The sequence below is a fragment of the Roseibium porphyridii genome, assembly GCF_026191725.2.
GTDB lineage: Bacteria > Pseudomonadota > Alphaproteobacteria > Rhizobiales > Stappiaceae > Roseibium > Roseibium porphyridii.
In genome coordinates, this window is sequence record NZ_CP120863.1 from 4,313,375 (window position 1) to 4,329,015 (window position 15,641).

General features: G+C 54.8%; 14 protein-coding genes. 4 read left to right on the forward strand and 10 right to left on the reverse strand.

Annotated elements, in window-relative coordinates; genetic code table 11:
- Positions 1-257: 257 nt before the first annotated feature.
- The 7 genes from K1718_RS19965 to K1718_RS19995 all read right to left on the reverse strand — a co-directional run bounded on the left by K1718_RS19965 (position 258) and on the right by K1718_RS19995 (position 7,871).
- A complete protein-coding gene (locus K1718_RS19965; protein ID WP_265681089.1) occupies positions 258-1,676 on the reverse strand; it encodes an ATP-binding protein in 1,419 nt (472 codons plus the stop codon).
- Positions 1,666-2,334 carry a response regulator transcription factor gene (locus K1718_RS19970; protein WP_152502628.1) on the reverse strand — a complete coding sequence of 223 codons (669 nt, stop codon included), beginning with the start codon at positions 2,332-2,334 and terminating at the stop codon, positions 1,666-1,668. Before K1718_RS19970 ends, K1718_RS19965 begins: the two co-directional genes overlap by 11 nt.
- A gap of 79 nt (positions 2,335-2,413) precedes the next feature.
- Positions 2,414-2,668 (reverse strand): PepSY domain-containing protein, encoded by a 255-nt coding sequence (locus K1718_RS19975; RefSeq protein WP_173006090.1) that lies wholly within the window; start codon positions 2,666-2,668, stop codon positions 2,414-2,416.
- Between the two features lie 114 nt (positions 2,669-2,782).
- Complete coding sequence (locus K1718_RS19980; protein WP_152502629.1) at positions 2,783-4,078, reverse strand: glycosyltransferase; 1,296 nt, start codon at positions 4,076-4,078, stop codon at positions 2,783-2,785.
- A gap of 73 nt (positions 4,079-4,151) precedes the next feature.
- Positions 4,152-4,901 carry an HAD family hydrolase gene (locus K1718_RS19985; protein WP_265681088.1) on the reverse strand — a complete coding sequence of 250 codons (750 nt, stop codon included), beginning with the start codon at positions 4,899-4,901 and terminating at the stop codon, positions 4,152-4,154.
- On the reverse strand, positions 4,898-6,436 hold the full coding sequence (locus K1718_RS19990; RefSeq protein ID WP_265681087.1) for a glycosyl hydrolase: 1,539 nt from the start codon (positions 6,434-6,436) through the stop codon (positions 4,898-4,900). The genes K1718_RS19985 and K1718_RS19990 overlap by 4 nt, the downstream gene beginning before the upstream one ends.
- Positions 6,437-6,692: 256 nt before the next feature.
- The gene (locus tag K1718_RS19995; RefSeq protein WP_265681086.1) at positions 6,693-7,871 is read right to left on the reverse strand and encodes a phytanoyl-CoA dioxygenase family protein; all 1,179 of its coding nucleotides are present in this window, start codon (positions 7,869-7,871) and stop codon (positions 6,693-6,695) included.
- A gap of 94 nt (positions 7,872-7,965) precedes the next feature.
- Here K1718_RS19995 and K1718_RS20000 point away from each other — a divergent pair, with 94 nt between their 5' ends.
- Positions 7,966-8,991, forward strand: coding sequence for a LacI family DNA-binding transcriptional regulator (locus K1718_RS20000; protein WP_265681085.1), 1,026 nt, complete (start codon positions 7,966-7,968; stop codon positions 8,989-8,991).
- Between the two features lie 100 nt (positions 8,992-9,091).
- Here the strand turns inward: K1718_RS20000 and K1718_RS20005 are convergent, their stop codons facing one another.
- A complete protein-coding gene (locus K1718_RS20005; RefSeq protein WP_152502634.1) occupies positions 9,092-9,784 on the reverse strand; it encodes a helix-turn-helix transcriptional regulator in 693 nt (230 codons plus the stop codon).
- A 12-nt stretch (positions 9,785-9,796) separates the two neighbouring features.
- Positions 9,797-10,171 (reverse strand): VOC family protein, encoded by a 375-nt coding sequence (locus tag K1718_RS20010; protein ID WP_152502635.1) that lies wholly within the window; start codon positions 10,169-10,171, stop codon positions 9,797-9,799.
- Between the two features lie 286 nt (positions 10,172-10,457).
- Here K1718_RS20010 and K1718_RS20015 point away from each other — a divergent pair, with 286 nt between their 5' ends.
- Positions 10,458-12,401, forward strand: coding sequence for a calcineurin-like phosphoesterase family protein (locus K1718_RS20015; protein WP_265681084.1), 1,944 nt, complete (start codon positions 10,458-10,460; stop codon positions 12,399-12,401).
- Between the two features lie 82 nt (positions 12,402-12,483).
- The gene (locus K1718_RS20020; protein WP_265681083.1) at positions 12,484-13,752 is read left to right on the forward strand and encodes a HupE/UreJ family protein; all 1,269 of its coding nucleotides are present in this window, start codon (positions 12,484-12,486) and stop codon (positions 13,750-13,752) included.
- A 114-nt stretch (positions 13,753-13,866) separates the two neighbouring features.
- Here the strand turns inward: K1718_RS20020 and K1718_RS20025 are convergent, their stop codons facing one another.
- A complete protein-coding gene (locus K1718_RS20025) occupies positions 13,867-14,634 on the reverse strand; it encodes a crotonase/enoyl-CoA hydratase family protein (protein WP_418068137.1) in 768 nt (255 codons plus the stop codon).
- A gap of 127 nt (positions 14,635-14,761) precedes the next feature.
- Here K1718_RS20025 and K1718_RS20030 point away from each other — a divergent pair, with 127 nt between their 5' ends.
- The gene (locus tag K1718_RS20030) at positions 14,762-15,340 is read left to right on the forward strand and encodes a TetR/AcrR family transcriptional regulator (RefSeq protein WP_265681081.1); all 579 of its coding nucleotides are present in this window, start codon (positions 14,762-14,764) and stop codon (positions 15,338-15,340) included.
- Positions 15,341-15,641: the final 301 nt, after the last annotated feature.

The window sequence follows — 15,641 nt, forward strand, 5'->3', positions numbered from 1 at the left end:
CAGAGCACCGTAAGGCGGCAAGTCTGCCAACCGCAGGGCTGTTGCTCGATTTCCAGTTACCAGAGCATCTTTTCGATCGTCACTTGAAGGTGACATGCCCCGGTGGGTTTGAGAACCGGCCTGAACCGGTGGGTGAATCATTGATATTTTCAATTTGTGGCCGAACTTGGCCACAAACCGGAATATAAGCACACGATTTGTGATTCAGCTTATCACAGTCGCTTTATCAAACTGGCATGGAACACTTAAAAAATCGCCTATTCCCTGGTGAGCGACGGCAGGATGAGTTTCGCCTTCAAACCGCCCAAATCCGACCCGTCCAACGTGAATTTGCCGCCGTAGAGAGCAGCAAGATCCGCAACGATCGACAGGCCCAATCCAGTTCCAGGAACAGTTTCATCCAACCTGCGGCCACGTTTGACGGCTTCAGCGCGCTCTTCGGGTGTCAATCCTGGACCGTCATCTTCGACGGTAATTGAGAACATGTCCCGGTTGGTTGTCGGGTCCAGTAGCGTTTCGACTTTTACCGCGACCTTCGAAACAGCCCATTTGCAAGCATTGTCAATCAGATTACCGCCCATTTCTTCCAGATCCTGACTCTCTCCACGGAACCGGATCTCGGGTGCCTGATCGAACGTCACCGCAACGCCTTTGTCGCGATAGATTTTGCCCATGGCTCGGATCAGACGGGACAGAACCGGTTCGGTCTCGCACGAAACGCCGATCACCCGGCGCTGTGCAGCCATGCGAGCCCGCTCCAGGTGATGCTGTATTTGCGTCGACATGATAGCGGTCTGTTCCGAAACCTTTTCGGCAAGCGGCCCACCGGACGCTCGAGCCTCATTGGAAATCACCGACAATGGGGTCTTAAGCCCGTGGGCGAGGTTGCCGACATGAGTACGGGCCCGTTCGACAATCTCCCTGTTGGAGACAATCAGAGCATTGAGTTCCACTGCAAGAGGCGCAATCTCGCGCGGCAGAGCTTCATCAATTCGGTCTGCCTCTCCCTGACGCACTGCGCTTAAAGACGCGCGCAAACGTGACAATGGCCGCAAACCGACGCGAACCTGAAGGAAAATTGCCAGAATCAGACCCAGTCCGACGACGCAGAGCGTGATTGCGACCATACGGCTGAATTCGGCAATATCGGCCCAAAAGCCCGCCGTGGCAGCACCAACGGCAATGATGTAGGGCACGTCTTCTATGGAAATCCTTTGCTGCAACACCCTGATTTCATCGCCAGTCGGCCCGGTGATGAAACCAACCGCGCTTTCCGCGTCTCCAATTTCCGGAACGTTCAACGGGTCACCGACAAGCGATTCAGAAGCATAGAGGATCGCTGAACTGTCCGCCCGCCGCACAGTCCAATACCAACCTGACAGTGGCAGCGAAAATCTTGGGTCGCCGCGATAGGTCGGCGCAGTCACGCGTGCAGCAGCTTCAGGCGCATCGGCATCGGTCTCCAGCATTTCGGAGATCAGCGCCTTGATATGAATTTCCAGCTGCGTGTCAAAAGCACGCTCGCTTGCCCGCTGATACAGGCTGACAAGAAACACGCCTGCAAGGGCCAGAGCAATGGTTGACCAAACAGCCGCGACAAGAACGAGCCTGGCTGCGAGCGACCGCTGCGGCCGCGCTTTGACGTTTGGAGCCTCTTCAGCCGGTTCAGCTGTCACTGGCGTCTCCGAGGCGGTACCCAAGCCCTCTTATGGTTTCTATCAGGTCTGATCCAATTTTCTTGCGAAGACGGCCAACAAAGACTTCGACTGTGTTTGAGTCCCGATCGAAGTCCTGATCATAAAGATGTTCCGTCAGCTCCGTGCGGGAGATGACCTTGCCCTGGTGGTGGAGAAGGTAGGACAAAAGCCTGTACTCGTGAGAGGTCAGTTTGATGGGATTACCATCAACCGTAACCCTGCCAGCCCGAAGGTCGAGCCGAACGGGGCCGCACGTCAATTCATTGGAAGCATGACCGGCCGCGCGCCGCACCAGCGCTCTGACGCGCGCAAGGACTTCCTCCATGTGGAAGGGTTTTGCGACATAATCATCAGCGCCTGCGTCAATCCCAGCTACTTTGTCCGACCAGCGGTCGCGCGCGGTCAAGATCAGAACCGGCATCGTGCGTCCGTCGCGACGCCAGTTTTCCAGGACAGAGAGACCGTCGAGCGTTGGCAGACCAAGATCGAGTACAACTGCATCATAGGGCTCTGTATCGCCCAGAAAGTGTCCGTCCTCGCCATCCGTGGCGCTGTCAACCACATAACCTGCCTCTTCGAGAGCGGTAACCAGTTGGCGGTTCAGATCCGTATCATCTTCAACAACGAGAATGCGCATGCGTTTTGACTTCGGGCTTTCATAATTGGAACACTCCGGCAATTCTCAATCCGAGCCGCCGGACAACAGGGAATATCCTCTAGCGACTGGCGTTGACTGTGACCGTCGTCACCTTACCGCCCTTCAGAACCGACAGCTTGTAAACATAGCCGCCGCCTTGTTGGCACAGTTGTGCCTTGACGATTTCCCCGCCAGCACGACCCGCGACTGCGCCGAGGGGCGCTGCCTTGCCGCTCGCCACCGCATCGCGGGCCTGCGCCTGAGACAGGCAGGCCGCGCTTGCCGGGGTCACGGCGGCAAAAAACACGATTAAAAGGGCAACGAGCTGTTTCACGTTTTCGGTTCCGGTTCTGCCTACGATTTGATGATCAACGTGTAATCAAATTCACATGAACGCAAGCTGAACCATCCCTTTAGAAAACGGAAACCACCACCTTCTCAGAAATCCTTAGCCAAGAAGCATGTCTTCGGTTTGCAAATCGTCATATCGGCCCTTGAAGTGCTCAAAGACCTGAAGCGTCCGCCGGGCGATCCCGGTCCAGCCAAAAACACGCCGTGCAAATCTTGCGCCCTCAACGGCGAGCGTTTCCCGGATCCAGGGATACTGCATCGGCATATTGACCATGGTGGCAAATTCTTCAGGTCTTTTGGGATCAGCGATTAGCGCGTGTTTTCCAAATTCGATTTGTTCAAAAAGGCCGCCGTGAACAGTGACGACTGTCGGGGTTCCGCAAGCCATGGCCTCAACCGCAGTCATTCCAAATGGTTCGTAACGCGATGGCAGGGCAAATATCCCAGGGGCACGATAAAGATCTGCAAGGTCTTCGTCTTCGACATATCCGCGCCAGCTGATCCGGTCGCCAACCCCCATGTCGGCAGCCGTCTGTTTCCATTGGTTCAGGAGAGCGATGTCGCTTTCGGAATTCGCACCTGCGGCCAGAACCAGCCGTGCGTCCGGTTGAAGTTCCAGAATTTTGGGCAAGGCTTCGATAATAAGGTCATAGCCTTTGTTTTCCGCAGCTCTGCCGACCACATAGATGTCGGTGTCTTTCATGTCGTGCCGGGCCCTGGCATCCTCAACTTTACCCGGCGTTGCCGGCATGAACCGGCCCTCGTCAATCCCGGGCGGAATCATGGTGATGTGCTCTTTGGGCAGCTGATAGTGTTCGACGATGAGATCGGTCTGCTGCTCAGTCGTTGAGATCACATGATCGCAGTTCCTGTAGAGAACAAATTCTCTCTGAATGCGCTCCTCGAACCGGTAGCCAGCCATCTCCTCGTCACCGGCGCCGGTCATGTCATGTTCTTTCCACCAGCCAAGAGAGTGCGGTGTGTGTATGTGCGGTATCTGCAGTTCTTCCGCGATTTTCTGTCCAGACACGCCTGCATCCCAGTAGTGGCTGTTGATCACGTCATAATGCAAGTTCTTGGCGCGTATCATGGCCAAAGCGTTCGTGACAAAATCGCCGTACCAGTCGTGCATGTCTTCCTTGCGCACAAACTCCTTACCCGCAAACGGCACTCTGACAACCCGCAGGTTTTCATTGATAATATCTTCAGCTGGCTGGTCTTCGAACTGGCGCGTCATGACATCCACCCTGTAGCCGAGGCGTGCGAAGCGCTTAGCCAGCTCCAGAACAAAAACAACCTGACCACCAGTGTCGGGTTTGCCCAACTCTGGCGAGCCGGCGACATAGCCATGTAATGAAATCATCAGCAGTGAACCGATGTTTTGCTTAGTCATGAGAGATAGCCTTCTTTCGCGTTTGAGACTTCATCCCTCCCAGGCATTCTATTTTTTGTTTTCGAAGGCTTTTTCAGCATTCTTCATCGGTCAGTAGACCAAATTCTATCAGTCCCTCCATCACACCGGCCGCATGAGAGGCTGTTGCGTGAAAGGTTTTTTCCCTCGGCATGGCGGCAATCAACTCACGACGTGCGTTGCCAACGGCAATTGCCCTGGCTGCGGCAGTAAAAAGCGCAAGATCATTTCCGGAATCTCCAGCAGCAATCGTGCGGGACGGTGCGATCTCAAGGATGTCTGCCAAATGCATCATAGCAGTGTCCTTGCCACCGCCAGGCGCCAAAATGTCCAGGTCACTTGTTCCCGAATAGACCGAACGGAACGGTATTCCCTGATCCGTCAGAGCGTTCAACACACTGTGGACCGCTTCTTTGCCGGCAACCTCAAAACTTGCCTTTCCACTTGTCTGGAAGGCACTTGAATGAGCAGCATACCCCATATCTGTGACGAGTTTGCGGACACGCTGGTCCGGCCACTCATTGAACTGTTCCTGCCAGCTGTCGAGCCAGGCACCTCTTACGCGGATTTCAGTACCTAGTCCGGTGATGACCGCTTCAGGTTCAAAATCTTCGGGGAAATACGTCGAAATGGTTTCATCAACGCTTTGCCAGGGTCTGCTGGAGTTAAGGGCCAGCGACAGGGTATTCTGACGTTCTTTTAAAGCCTGCCAAAGCTTTCGCAAAGCCTCGCTGTTCCCGGTCAGCGTATCGTCGATGTCGCAGACCAGGAGCCACGGCTCTGACACATCGGCAGCTTCGCTCATCGCGTGTCCGCCTCGTCTTCAGGCGCAAGATAAGTGGTCGTATAGACCCGTTCCGCGGTGTCTTCACTGACTGGCCTTCGCAAAGTTTCAATTACGAGATCTTTCAGGCAAACAGCTGCGCTTTCGACATAAAAACCAATACCGCCTTCATGGAAACTGTCGTCGACCAGACTTAAGACGACATATCCATCGATCGAAAACTCGATATACATGCCGTGCGCAACAACTTCGATCTGCCATGGTCCTTGGTCGCTGCCGCGAAAATGCGCCTCCTGAAGCGGCTCATATCGGAATGCGTGCTCAAATTCCGGTGTCGGATTTGCGCCCCACGCGCGCATTTGCGCAATTCCATTCACCAGATCGAGAGACAGATAGTATCCGTCGCCCTCTTCGTTCATCCGCAGCACGAGACCCGTTTTTCCAGACCCTTCAAGCATCAATTGTGAACTCAGCCTGAAATCCTGATGCTGACCGGGAAGCAGATAGGCCTCGTAGCCGCTTGTGCAGGCCAGATGGAGGCCGTCGGGTCGATCTACGGCCGTGGCATACTTGTTTTCATAAAGTATCTTGCATTGATACGAGGCTGTAACGATCTCTCGGCCCGTCACCAGGTTGTCAAAACCTCTGTAGGATCTGACTTTCAAACGCCCAGCCTTGTCGGTGTCCAGCTCTTTTGGAGGCGGCAGCAGTTTTTTGACCACTTCGCGTCCGTAAACATTCTCGGTCTTTGAAAAGAAATTGAATAAGAGCAATCGATCTTCGGTCTGACAGATGCGGCCAGCGTAGTTTCCGGAGGGAAGCAACACGTTGTCAAAGAAGTTCTCATACGGCCCATCCCAGGACCGCGCGTACCAATAGTGGATCTTTGTATCTTCTCGGATCGAACCCATCAGATAATAGCGGTCGTGAAGCCGGAAGAGGTTCGGAACCTCAACGTCGTCATAAAGGCCGGGTCGATGCAACGGGGCCTCAAACGAAAACCTGTCAGGTGCCGTCTCGCGCGCAAGCCCGACGCAACCGCGCCGAATGACCGGTCCGTCCTTGACGCGCGCCGCGCTCAAAAGCAACCGGTCTCCGCTATGCCGATCATGATAGAAAAACGGGTCCCGGAAGCTGACCCAGTGCCGTCCCTCGTCAATCGAGCTTTCGTAATGGGGTGCTGGAATCTCGAGTGGATAAACACCCTGATTGCAGCGCTCCCATTGGTAGAGATCTCTCGAGCGCGCCAACCCAACCCTCTGGACACGGCCAAATTCAGAACGGGCGAGGCCCGTATAGAACATGCGCCACTCTCCCGCTTTGTCGGGGTCCGGTGTGACATGCATCGTCCAGAGCATGTCGTCGTCCCACTCTCCAGGTTCTCCCACAAAAAGCGCGTTCTTTACGCGGCGCCAGGTCATGCCGTCGGAGCTGACTGCGTGGGCAATGAAATCGTGATTTGGAAGAACGAGATGAAAAAGATGGAATAACCCATCGTGATAAACGACATCGACGTCGCCGATGTCCGACCTCAAAAATCCATGGGATGCGTACATGTCCTAAGCCTGCCCCAGGTGCTTGGCGGGCTTCAAGTCCTTCGGCAAAATTTTTTTGCAGCGCAACAATTCCAAAGGACCGACCATCGGACCGGGTGGCTCTCAAGCCGGTTTCTCAGAAGCTTTTTTCAAATGTCGATTGTGTCTGTTCAACGGCGAAGGACTTCAGGCGTTAACCGCCCGCAAACGCATCGCGGGCGGCATTAGAGCATCGCTTCATCTTTATGCATCGCAAGTCGTGAAGACATGCAGCGCCTTAAAAAAGGCGTCGAGAGCTTTGAGTCTTGAGTGCGTCCACAAACTCTTCAACGCTCATCCGTTCGCCCAAGGCTCTTAACATGAGTTGCTTCTGGGTTTCAGGTGCAAGGCCGCCGACCGGGGGATCGCTGTCCAGATTGGTGGGAAATGAATACCCTTCAGCGCAGGCGGAAATTGCTGCCTCAAGTTCTGCTTGCCCCAGATCGCCAGCTTTTACCCTTTCAAGCAGGACAGGATAGAGGACAGTACACATCGATTGCCTGTCGATGTTTTCCATGGCTCTTCCGAATGCGGACGATATCTGCAGCAGATTGGCCATGCGTTGGATATCGCTGCTGATGTTTGCGCCCGCTGCATGAAAGAGAGCTGGATTGAAGAACAACGCATCACCCTTTTTCAAAGGTAGCTGAACATAGGCTTCTTCAAAGAACTGCTTGAACGGCTCTAGGCGGTAGGCCGCATATCCCGGACGATAGAGTTGAGAAAACGGCAACAGCTTTGTCGGACCGCTTTCAACCGGCATATCCAAATGAGCAATGCCTCCTTGCAGGGTCATCACTGGTGAGAGTTCGTGCACATGTGCCGGATACCGTGCGCAGATTTCTGCAGTCTGGAAACCCAGGTGATAGTCCCGGTGTGCCTGCTGTGCAGCGCCCCCCGGTCGCACCACGTTGACTTGGGCCGTCATCTGATAGTTGGGTCCAAGCCAAGCCTCACAGACCGCGTCGATTGCCGTGTTGGCAAAATAGGTGGCGAACACTTCGGGCGAGGCCATGCACAGCTTCTGAAGACTGTTCCATATCCTGTCGTTTGCCCCGCTTGCGGCAAAATGATCTGCCCCTCCGCCGGTGGAACGCTTCTCCGCCTCGATAACCCGATTGAATATCTCGGTGGCTTGATCTATGGCCGTGAAATCTGCATAGGCTCCATCAAGGATGAGCACACCAGCTCCGTCCATCAGCACCTTTGCCCATTCGGCCATAAGACGCTGACGTGAATGAGTTCCACGCAACACATCTTGCAAGTCCGCGACCCGATAAATCGGTATGTTTGATGCTACCCTTTCCGCGTGCGGCACAGCGGCCGGATCGAGCTGACGCCCGACAAGTTCCTTGAACTCTGTGATGTCACAATCAACAGCATCGAAATAGCCGCTCACAGCCACTCTCTGGTCCATCTTTTCCTCCCGGGCATCCGTCAATCTGCCAGAACCTGAAGATTATCAGAAATCGATCTTGCGTCGCCGACATGATCCATCAAGAATCCATCAAATGACACATCGGTTTCCCATCAAGGAGATCGCACTGCAGGCCGGCCTGAGCACGGCGACCGTAGATCGCGTTCTCAACAGACGACCCAATGTCAGCCCGCAGACCCATCGCCGGGTTCATGACGCAATCGAAGAACTTGGCCGGCAGGAAGGCCAGCTGGCGGCGAAGGGCCGTCGTCTTTTCATCGACGTGGTCATGGAAGCACCTGCCCGTTTCAGCAGGGAAGTTCAGCTGGCCAGTGAAGACGTCCAGAAGCAGCTGGCTCCAGCGGCGCTCAGAACGCGATTTTCAATCGCTGAGACGATGACCTCTGCCACATGCGCAGCAACGCTGGACAGGATCCGCAAACGTGGAAGTCATGGCGTTTGCCTGAAAGCCAGAGACACTCCTGAATTGCGCAGTGCCATCTCTCGCCTGACAGACAAGCGCATTCCGGTCGTCACGATGTTTACCGACATCACCGGTTCTCAGAAATTGGCATATGCTGGGTTGAGCAATCAGAATGCGGGAAAGACCGCCGCCTATCTCATGCTGAAACAGCTTGGCCCAGCGGACCGGGTTGTTCTGACAATTCTCAGCCAGCTTGCATTTCAGGGCGAAGAGGAACGATACGACGGGTTCCGGTCAGAACTGGGTCGGTCGCGGCCTGATATTGAGGTCATTGACGCCAGCGGTGGCGGCGGCCTGAACACTGCAACAGAGCGTGCGGTTGCTGCGAAAATCCGGTCCATACCCGAAATTGCCGGCGTCTATTCCATGGGCGGTGGCAACCAAGCTGTCTTGAAAGTCCTGGAAAGTGCCGGAAAGACGCCGTCGGTTTTCGTCGCCCATGACCTTGATGAAGACAATCTTGAACTGCTTCGTCAGGAGAAGTTGACATTCGTCCTGCATCACGACCTTCGCTCCGATTTGAGAACGGCCTTTCGACACATAATGGCATTTCATGGTCTCGGCGCGGCGCCAATCACATCTCTCAGCGATATTCAAATCGTTACGCCGGTCAATATTCCAATGGCTTTCAAATAAGTTGAGGCTTTGTGGGTCCTGGAATCCAACACAATTCGGATGACTGAAATCCGCCAACTGTCTGGGGTCTCACCCAGACGGGCATAGTCTGCCCACGCAATTATCGTCCCGGATCCTTGCTCTCCATTGAGCGATAGAAGTCCTTCAAGGTCTTGCCAGGCTCCGCCTTGAACTTCTCGCCGGTTTCCCGCAGTTCGGATATGCGGTCGAGACGAAACATGCGGAAGTCGTGACGAAGTTCACACCAGGCAACAAGTGTCCAGACCTTGCCCCAAAACCACAGACCAAGTGGACGGATCACCCGGTCAGAGGCATCGCCTTTTCCATCGCGATACGCGATTGAAAGACGCTTGCGTGTGTCCGCTGCATTTTCAAGAAAATCGATGTGTGACCTAACCTGAGGTGTCATCTCCGGCGCAAATGCGTGGATTTGCACCTCATTTTGCCTTACCCGCAGCTTGTCAGGCATGACGGCATCGATCTTGATCATGGCCTCTTCGGCTGCACGGGCCATGGCTGCACCTCCCCAGGCGCGGATCAACCGTGCACCGGCAAGCAACGCGACAATTTCATCTCGTGTGAACATGAGAGGTGGCAACTCGTAGCCATCTCGCATGATGTAACCGACACCCGCAGCTCCCTCGATGGGGACACCGGAGGCCTGCAAGTCGGCGACATCGCGATAGATGGTGCGTTCCGATACTTCCAGCCATTCAGACAACTGTCGTGCCCGGACAAGCCGGCCGCCACGCAGATATTGAACGATCTGAAAAAGGCGGTCGGCGCGTCTCATGCTGCAAGACCCTTAAGCAGCGAAAAGCCCGATGGAATTGCCATCCGGGTCGATGCAATAGGCAAACCGGCCTGCCGGAATTGCAATCGGGTCGGAGACGACTTCACCGCCAGCCTTTGCAAAACGTTCCATGGTTTCCTCAAGCGTGTCCGGACACGCGATATGCACCGTGGGTCCAGACCCGTCACCTGCCGGTTTACCGGGATAAAGATGTCCTGCAATTCCGTCCTGCTTGTTGGTCGTGAACATCGCGATATGGTTCGGTCCCATATCTGTAACAAGTTTGAGTTCGGTTTTGAAAACGTCATTGTAAAAACTGATTGCCTTGTCCAGATCAGTTACCGGGATCTCCATCCAAACAGTGAAGTTGTCAGGAACAAATGTCATTGAAAGTCTCCTTGGCTGCAGTGATGTGAGGCACTCTAGCAAAGGGCTCCTGACAGCCTTCTGTCAGGAGAAACCATCAGAGCTTTCGTTGGCAAGGTTTTGGTTTCTGGCCCTAAAACGACCTTCAGCCCAATTTGTTTCATCCGGTTTGTGACAATTTGCCAGCACAATGACACTGCGTGCAACGAAACTGAGATATAACTTTAACGCGAGTGTCAATCTTCCGTCACTGTGTGCTTGCAGAGTGTTCTGGCTGATCACCAGCCCATTCCCTGCGGAGGCTCTCATGAGAAAACTGACCCAGGTCCTGCTATTGGCGGGCACCAGTGCCATGGCATTCAGCGCGATTGCCAAGGATGCCGGTTATATTGGTGAAATTGATGTCGTTCACGGCGACAGTTCTGCCGACACAGCAACCGGAAAGGTGTTTTTGGACACCAACCGCAACTCCAGACTGGACGCCGGTGAGGCTGGCCTGGCCGGGGTTCTTGTCTCAAACGGGCGTGAAGTTGTGGCAACCGGTGAAGACGGTTCCTACACATTGCCGGCTTACGACGACATGAACCTCTTCATTACGAAACCGGCTGGCTACATGACGCCAGTTAGTGACGACATGATCCCGCAGTTCAGTTATGTGCACAAAGTTGCCGGTTCCGCCAATCTGCGCTTTGGCGGCATCGAGCCAACAGGGCCCCTGCCCCAATCGGTCAATTTCCCGCTTGTGGAAGATCCGGTCGGCGATGAATTCCAATGTCTGGTCTTCGGGGACACACAGCCATATTCCAACCAGGAAGTTTCCTATGTCCGCCAGACGGTGGGCAAGCTTTTGACCAACCGTGACAACAGTGCCACCCAGTGTCTGCTGTTTCAGGGTGATGTCATGGGCGATGACCTGTCGCTCTATCCGCGCTTCAAGCAGATTGTCGCCAAGGGTGACGTGCCGCAATACTACGTTGCAGGAAACCATGACCTCGACTTCGATGCCAAATCCGATGCCGACAGCTTTGACACTTTTCGCCGCGAATTCGGCCCGGAGTATTATTCCTTCGATATCGGTCAGGTGCACTTTGTCGTTCTCGATGACGTGCGGTACCCATGCAATGGCGTAGACGCCCACGCATTTTGTGATCTGTCGGCCAAACCCTCTTACAACGGCGTCATCTCCGAGCGCCAACTGGAATGGCTGAAAAACGATCTTGCCAATGTGCCGGAAAACAAGCTGATCGTTGTGAGCGCTCACATACCATTCGTGACCTACACGGATGCAACCGCCCAGAAACACCAGGTCGACAATCTCGACAAGCTCTACGACTTGATAGGCGACAGACCCGCGCTCGGGCTTTCAGGCCATACGCACACAACGGAACAGATCCTGCCGGGCGAATTTTACAAGGGCTGGGAAGAGGCTACGGGAACAGGGCCTGCCAAATTTCATCAGATCATCACTGGTGCAGTCTCCGGCTCCTGGTGGGCAGGTGACCTGAACAACAGCGGCGTTCCTCATGCGACACAGCGTCTTGGCTCCCCACGTGGCTACTATGTTCTGGATTTCGCGGGTTCTGACTATGTCGACACGTTTTTGACCTTCGAAGGCGACGAAAACGATCAACTTCACGTCTCTTTCAACACGCCCCGCTTTCGCGATTGGGCGGAGCAACTGGTCAGCTACACGACCCAAAACGACATCCCGAACGACATCACACCTCCGGTCACCGTCAACGACCTGGGAGACATGGACATGTTGACAAGGGCGGACCTCTCCGGAACGACTTATGTCGCCATCAACGTCTGGAACGGTTCGAAGGAAAGCCGGGTATCCTTCTCCATAAATGGTGGCGATCCGATTGAGGCCGAGCGCACGCAAAAAGGCGAAGGCGAGGAAGCCTTCGACGGTCCGACCTATTCCGACCCACTTGCGATGGCGAAGCAGTCCACAAACGGGCGTCAGGCCGTACGCAGTACAACCGGAGGCGACGCAACCGCCGGCTACCGCACCTGGCAGGGCCTTCAATGGACCGGTGTCGCTGGCCCGTTTCAGGATTGGATGCTGACTACAAAATCAAGCCATCTCTGGCGGGCCGAGCTCCCCGGAGATCTGCCGGCTGGCGTCCATACGCTCGAAGTCCGCACAACAGACCGCTATGGGCGCATTTATAAACAAACCAAAACCTTCGAGGTGGTGGACGAATTGCCGCAAATGACATGGCAAGAGAAATTCTGGAATGAATAACCTGTAAGAACCGGTAAACTGCAATAAAGATAACCCGGCTACTTTTTCGAAGCGGCCGGGCTCCATTCGACGGAATGACCCGATGCCTCAAAGCCGCAAGTGCACCAGTGCACTTAACTTTGCATTCTTCAGCCTGTTTTATGTCCTTGCCATGCTGCTGACGCAGCCCGCAGGCGCACATTTTTCTGACGGAACAAAGGTCCGCACAATTCTGGTTGCTGAGGAGAACGGTATTCTGGTCGCCTATGTCAGGGCGCCTGCGCCACTTGTCTTTTCGGATCTGGTCGGCAAAGCGCAGGTTGACCAAACGCCTCTGGAATCGTCCTTCTTGCGCCTTGAGACAACCGGAACCGGCAATCGCTACAGACTGAACATGGGTGCAATCGCTGAAGACCGGAGCTCGTTCGAAACACGTTTGACCGAAGCACTGGTCTTTTCTCAAGCGGGTCTCGACCTTTCCGCAAAGATCGCTGGCTTCACAGTGCACATGCAGCGTCCTCAATCAGAGTTCGGTTCGCTGTCGGCGGCCAAGACAGCAGTCGCAGAGCCTCCCCCTCACCTTGATCCGCTTTTCGGACAGGCCGTGGTTGATTACGTGGTGCAATTGGACAGCCAGGACCCTTTGGGGATCCTAAGCGTGCGTGCAGGCTATGGACCGCTTATTCCGGGACCGGGTGTTGCAATAGACAATCATCTCATCGACGCGCGCGAGAACCCACCGGTCTCTCTGACCGCACCTGGGCAGCTCGAGCAACCGGCAGTGATCGACGGATCGCGTCTTTCAACCTTTGGCCATTTCGTTTTTCAAGGTGCCCTGCACATTGTGGAAGGTCTGGACCATGTGCTTCTGGTCATTACCATGGCCCTTGGCGTCGGTGCCACACGCAAACTGATTTATTTGGTGACTGCTTTCACCCTCGGGCATTCTGTTACGCTGATTGCTACGTTTCTGGGTGCAACACCGACCTGGCCATGGTTCGTTCCAGCTGTTGAAGCAGCTATTGCTGCTTCGGTGCTCTATGCCGCCGTAGCGGCGATGATCCATAGATCCGGCTCGGTTCTGGTCTTTACAGGTATCGGATTGTTGCACGGACTCGGATTTTCCTTTGTGCTCGGTGACATTCTCGGCCGCGACGCGCCGGACCTCGTCCCGGCTCTCCTTGCTTTCAATATCGGTATTGAACTTGGTCAGCTCGCGATTCTTGCCGCCACGTGGAGCATTGTCTTCTTCATGAAACAACTCGCAGAGCCGGCACTCAAGCCCGTCAGATTGGGAGCACTGACCGGGATCGCGCTACTGTCTTCCTGGTGGATCGCGGAACGGCTCAACGGTCTGGTGTATTCAATCTGAGACAAGTGAGTTCCGCGGAGGACGGCAGGTTACGGCACCTGTGCTCAGTTGCTCGAAGCTGTCATTGCGCGGTTCTACAGGCGGGTCGCCGAGATTGAAGTGCGCGCATTGCGCTCAGTTGCCTGCATAGCAGGGCGTGCGGCGTGCAATCCATGCGTCCAGTCCTTCAATGATATCCTGCGTTGCACACATCCTGGCAAATTGTTCCTGCTCGACGGTCAACCCTTCTCCGATGGCCATGTTCAAGCCCCGTGTGACGGCAGTAATGATGCGCGCTGCCGCCAAAGGCGAATGCCTCAGGATCCGCTCTGCCAACTCGAATGCTGCCGGCAACAGGTCTTTGTGCGGAACGACCTTGTTGACAAGACCCAGCTCATGAGCACGGTCTGGTCCGAACGTGTCGCCGGTCAGCAGAAGTTCCAATGCACGCTTGCGTCCGGCCAGGCGAGGCAGACGCTGGGTGCCACCAAATGTCGGTGGAATTCCAATGTTGATCTCAGGTTTGGCAAAAACTGCCCTGTCGGAGGACACAGCGAGATGAACCGCCTCGGTTATCTCACAGCCGCCGCCAAATGCGATGCCATTCACTGCAGCAATCACCGGTTTGGGGTATGCCTCAAGTCTCGCTGTCATGCGTTGTCCACGTCGGCAAAACTCTTTTACAGCCTCGTCTGTTCCACGTTTGATGCTCTTTGTGAATTCATGAATGTCGCCACCTGCGGAGAAGGCCCTGTCACCTGCGCCGGTCAATACGATGGCATGGGTCGTTTCATCTTGCTCTAACTGATCAAGGAGCGAGAGGAGCCGGTCGTTCGTTTCGTAGTTGAGTGCATTGAGTTTTTCGGGTCGGTTCAATGTCAGCAAGGCGATTTTGCCACGCATTTCGAGGATCACTGTGTTGTCCAAGGCGTTTCTCCTGTTCGATTGACAGGAACGCTAGCGGGAGAGAGAATGTCAGTAAACTCACTAGTCAGTATACTTTTTATAACTAACTGAAAATAATGTAAAAATGAGAAAAGACACACGAGACAAGATTGTTGATGCCGCGACGAAGCTCTTCTATCGGGAGGGTATTCGCGCGGTCAGTGTCGACGCAGTTGCCGCCAAGGCCGGTGTTACGAAAAAGACGCTCTATTATCACTTCGAAAGCAAGGATGACCTTGTTGCAGAGTACCTTTCGTCACGCGACCAACCCAATCTGAGGCTCTATGAAACCTGGTTTGGAGCTGCGCAAGGGGACGTTTCCGACAAGGTCGAAGCGATTTTCCTGGAATTGACCGAGGCCGCGAGGCACCCGAAATGGCAGGGGTGCGGTTTCTTGCGCACCACGGCGGAACTTGCCAATCAGCCGGGCCACCCCGCGCTGCGCGTGGGCGCTGCACACAAAAAGAAGTTCGAAGACTGGCTGACCAACTCATTGTCGTCTCATGGCTGCACCCACCCGGACGCAATTTCGCGTCAGGTTGTTTTGCTGATGGATGGTGCATTTTCCACCATGCTCGTGCACCGAGACCCAAGCTATATTCAAGAAGCTGGGCGGGCTGCCAAGACCTTGGTGAAAGGTGCTCTCGAGCCTCCAAAAACCTGAAAAGTCGTTGCGTCCAATAAGTTTTCGGTTCCGACATCGAACTGACTTATGCGCCCAATTATGCCAAGGGCGTACGCTCAGCACCATTCGTGTCTGGTGCCGATCAGGCCATCCAAACAGAGCGAAGAAGCCCGTGCACGGCCCGCTTGCGCTGAAGCAAATCCACAGAAGCCTGCACATCGCCAAGCCTGCATAGCGTTGTTATCGCTGCGGCAGGAAAACTCATCTGCTCAAATGCCACCAACATTGATCTTGCTCAAGGTAACCGCTCCGGCTTGGCGGCACTTTGAGTGTCTTAAAA

What these genes read in the sequence shown, in the direction of transcription:
- K1718_RS20030 (WP_265681081.1), top strand. Translation starts at nt 14,762, where the DNA reads ATGAGAAAAGACACACGAGACAAGATTGTTGATGCCGCGACGAAGCTC.
- K1718_RS19970 (WP_152502628.1), bottom strand. Translation starts at nt 2,334, where the DNA reads ATGCGCATTCTCGTTGTTGAAGATGATACGGATCTGAACCGCCAACTG.
- K1718_RS20015 (WP_265681084.1), top strand. Translation starts at nt 10,458, where the DNA reads ATGAGAAAACTGACCCAGGTCCTGCTATTGGCGGGCACCAGTGCCATG.
- K1718_RS19985 (WP_265681088.1), bottom strand. Translation starts at nt 4,901, where the DNA reads ATGAGCGAAGCTGCCGATGTGTCAGAGCCGTGGCTCCTGGTCTGCGAC.
- K1718_RS20010 (WP_152502635.1), bottom strand. Translation starts at nt 10,171, where the DNA reads ATGACATTTGTTCCTGACAACTTCACTGTTTGGATGGAGATCCCGGTA.
- K1718_RS20025 (WP_418068137.1), bottom strand. Translation starts at nt 14,634, where the DNA reads ATGCGTGGCAAAATCGCCTTGCTGACATTGAACCGACCCGAAAAACTC.
- K1718_RS20000 (WP_265681085.1), top strand. Translation starts at nt 7,966, where the DNA reads ATGACACATCGGTTTCCCATCAAGGAGATCGCACTGCAGGCCGGCCTG.
- K1718_RS19990 (WP_265681087.1), bottom strand. Translation starts at nt 6,436, where the DNA reads ATGTACGCATCCCATGGATTTTTGAGGTCGGACATCGGCGACGTCGAT.
- K1718_RS19980 (WP_152502629.1), bottom strand. Translation starts at nt 4,078, where the DNA reads ATGACTAAGCAAAACATCGGTTCACTGCTGATGATTTCATTACATGGC.
- K1718_RS20020 (WP_265681083.1), top strand. Translation starts at nt 12,484, where the DNA reads ATGCCTCAAAGCCGCAAGTGCACCAGTGCACTTAACTTTGCATTCTTC.
- K1718_RS20005 (WP_152502634.1), bottom strand. Translation starts at nt 9,784, where the DNA reads ATGAGACGCGCCGACCGCCTTTTTCAGATCGTTCAATATCTGCGTGGC.
- K1718_RS19995 (WP_265681086.1), bottom strand. Translation starts at nt 7,871, where the DNA reads ATGGACCAGAGAGTGGCTGTGAGCGGCTATTTCGATGCTGTTGATTGT.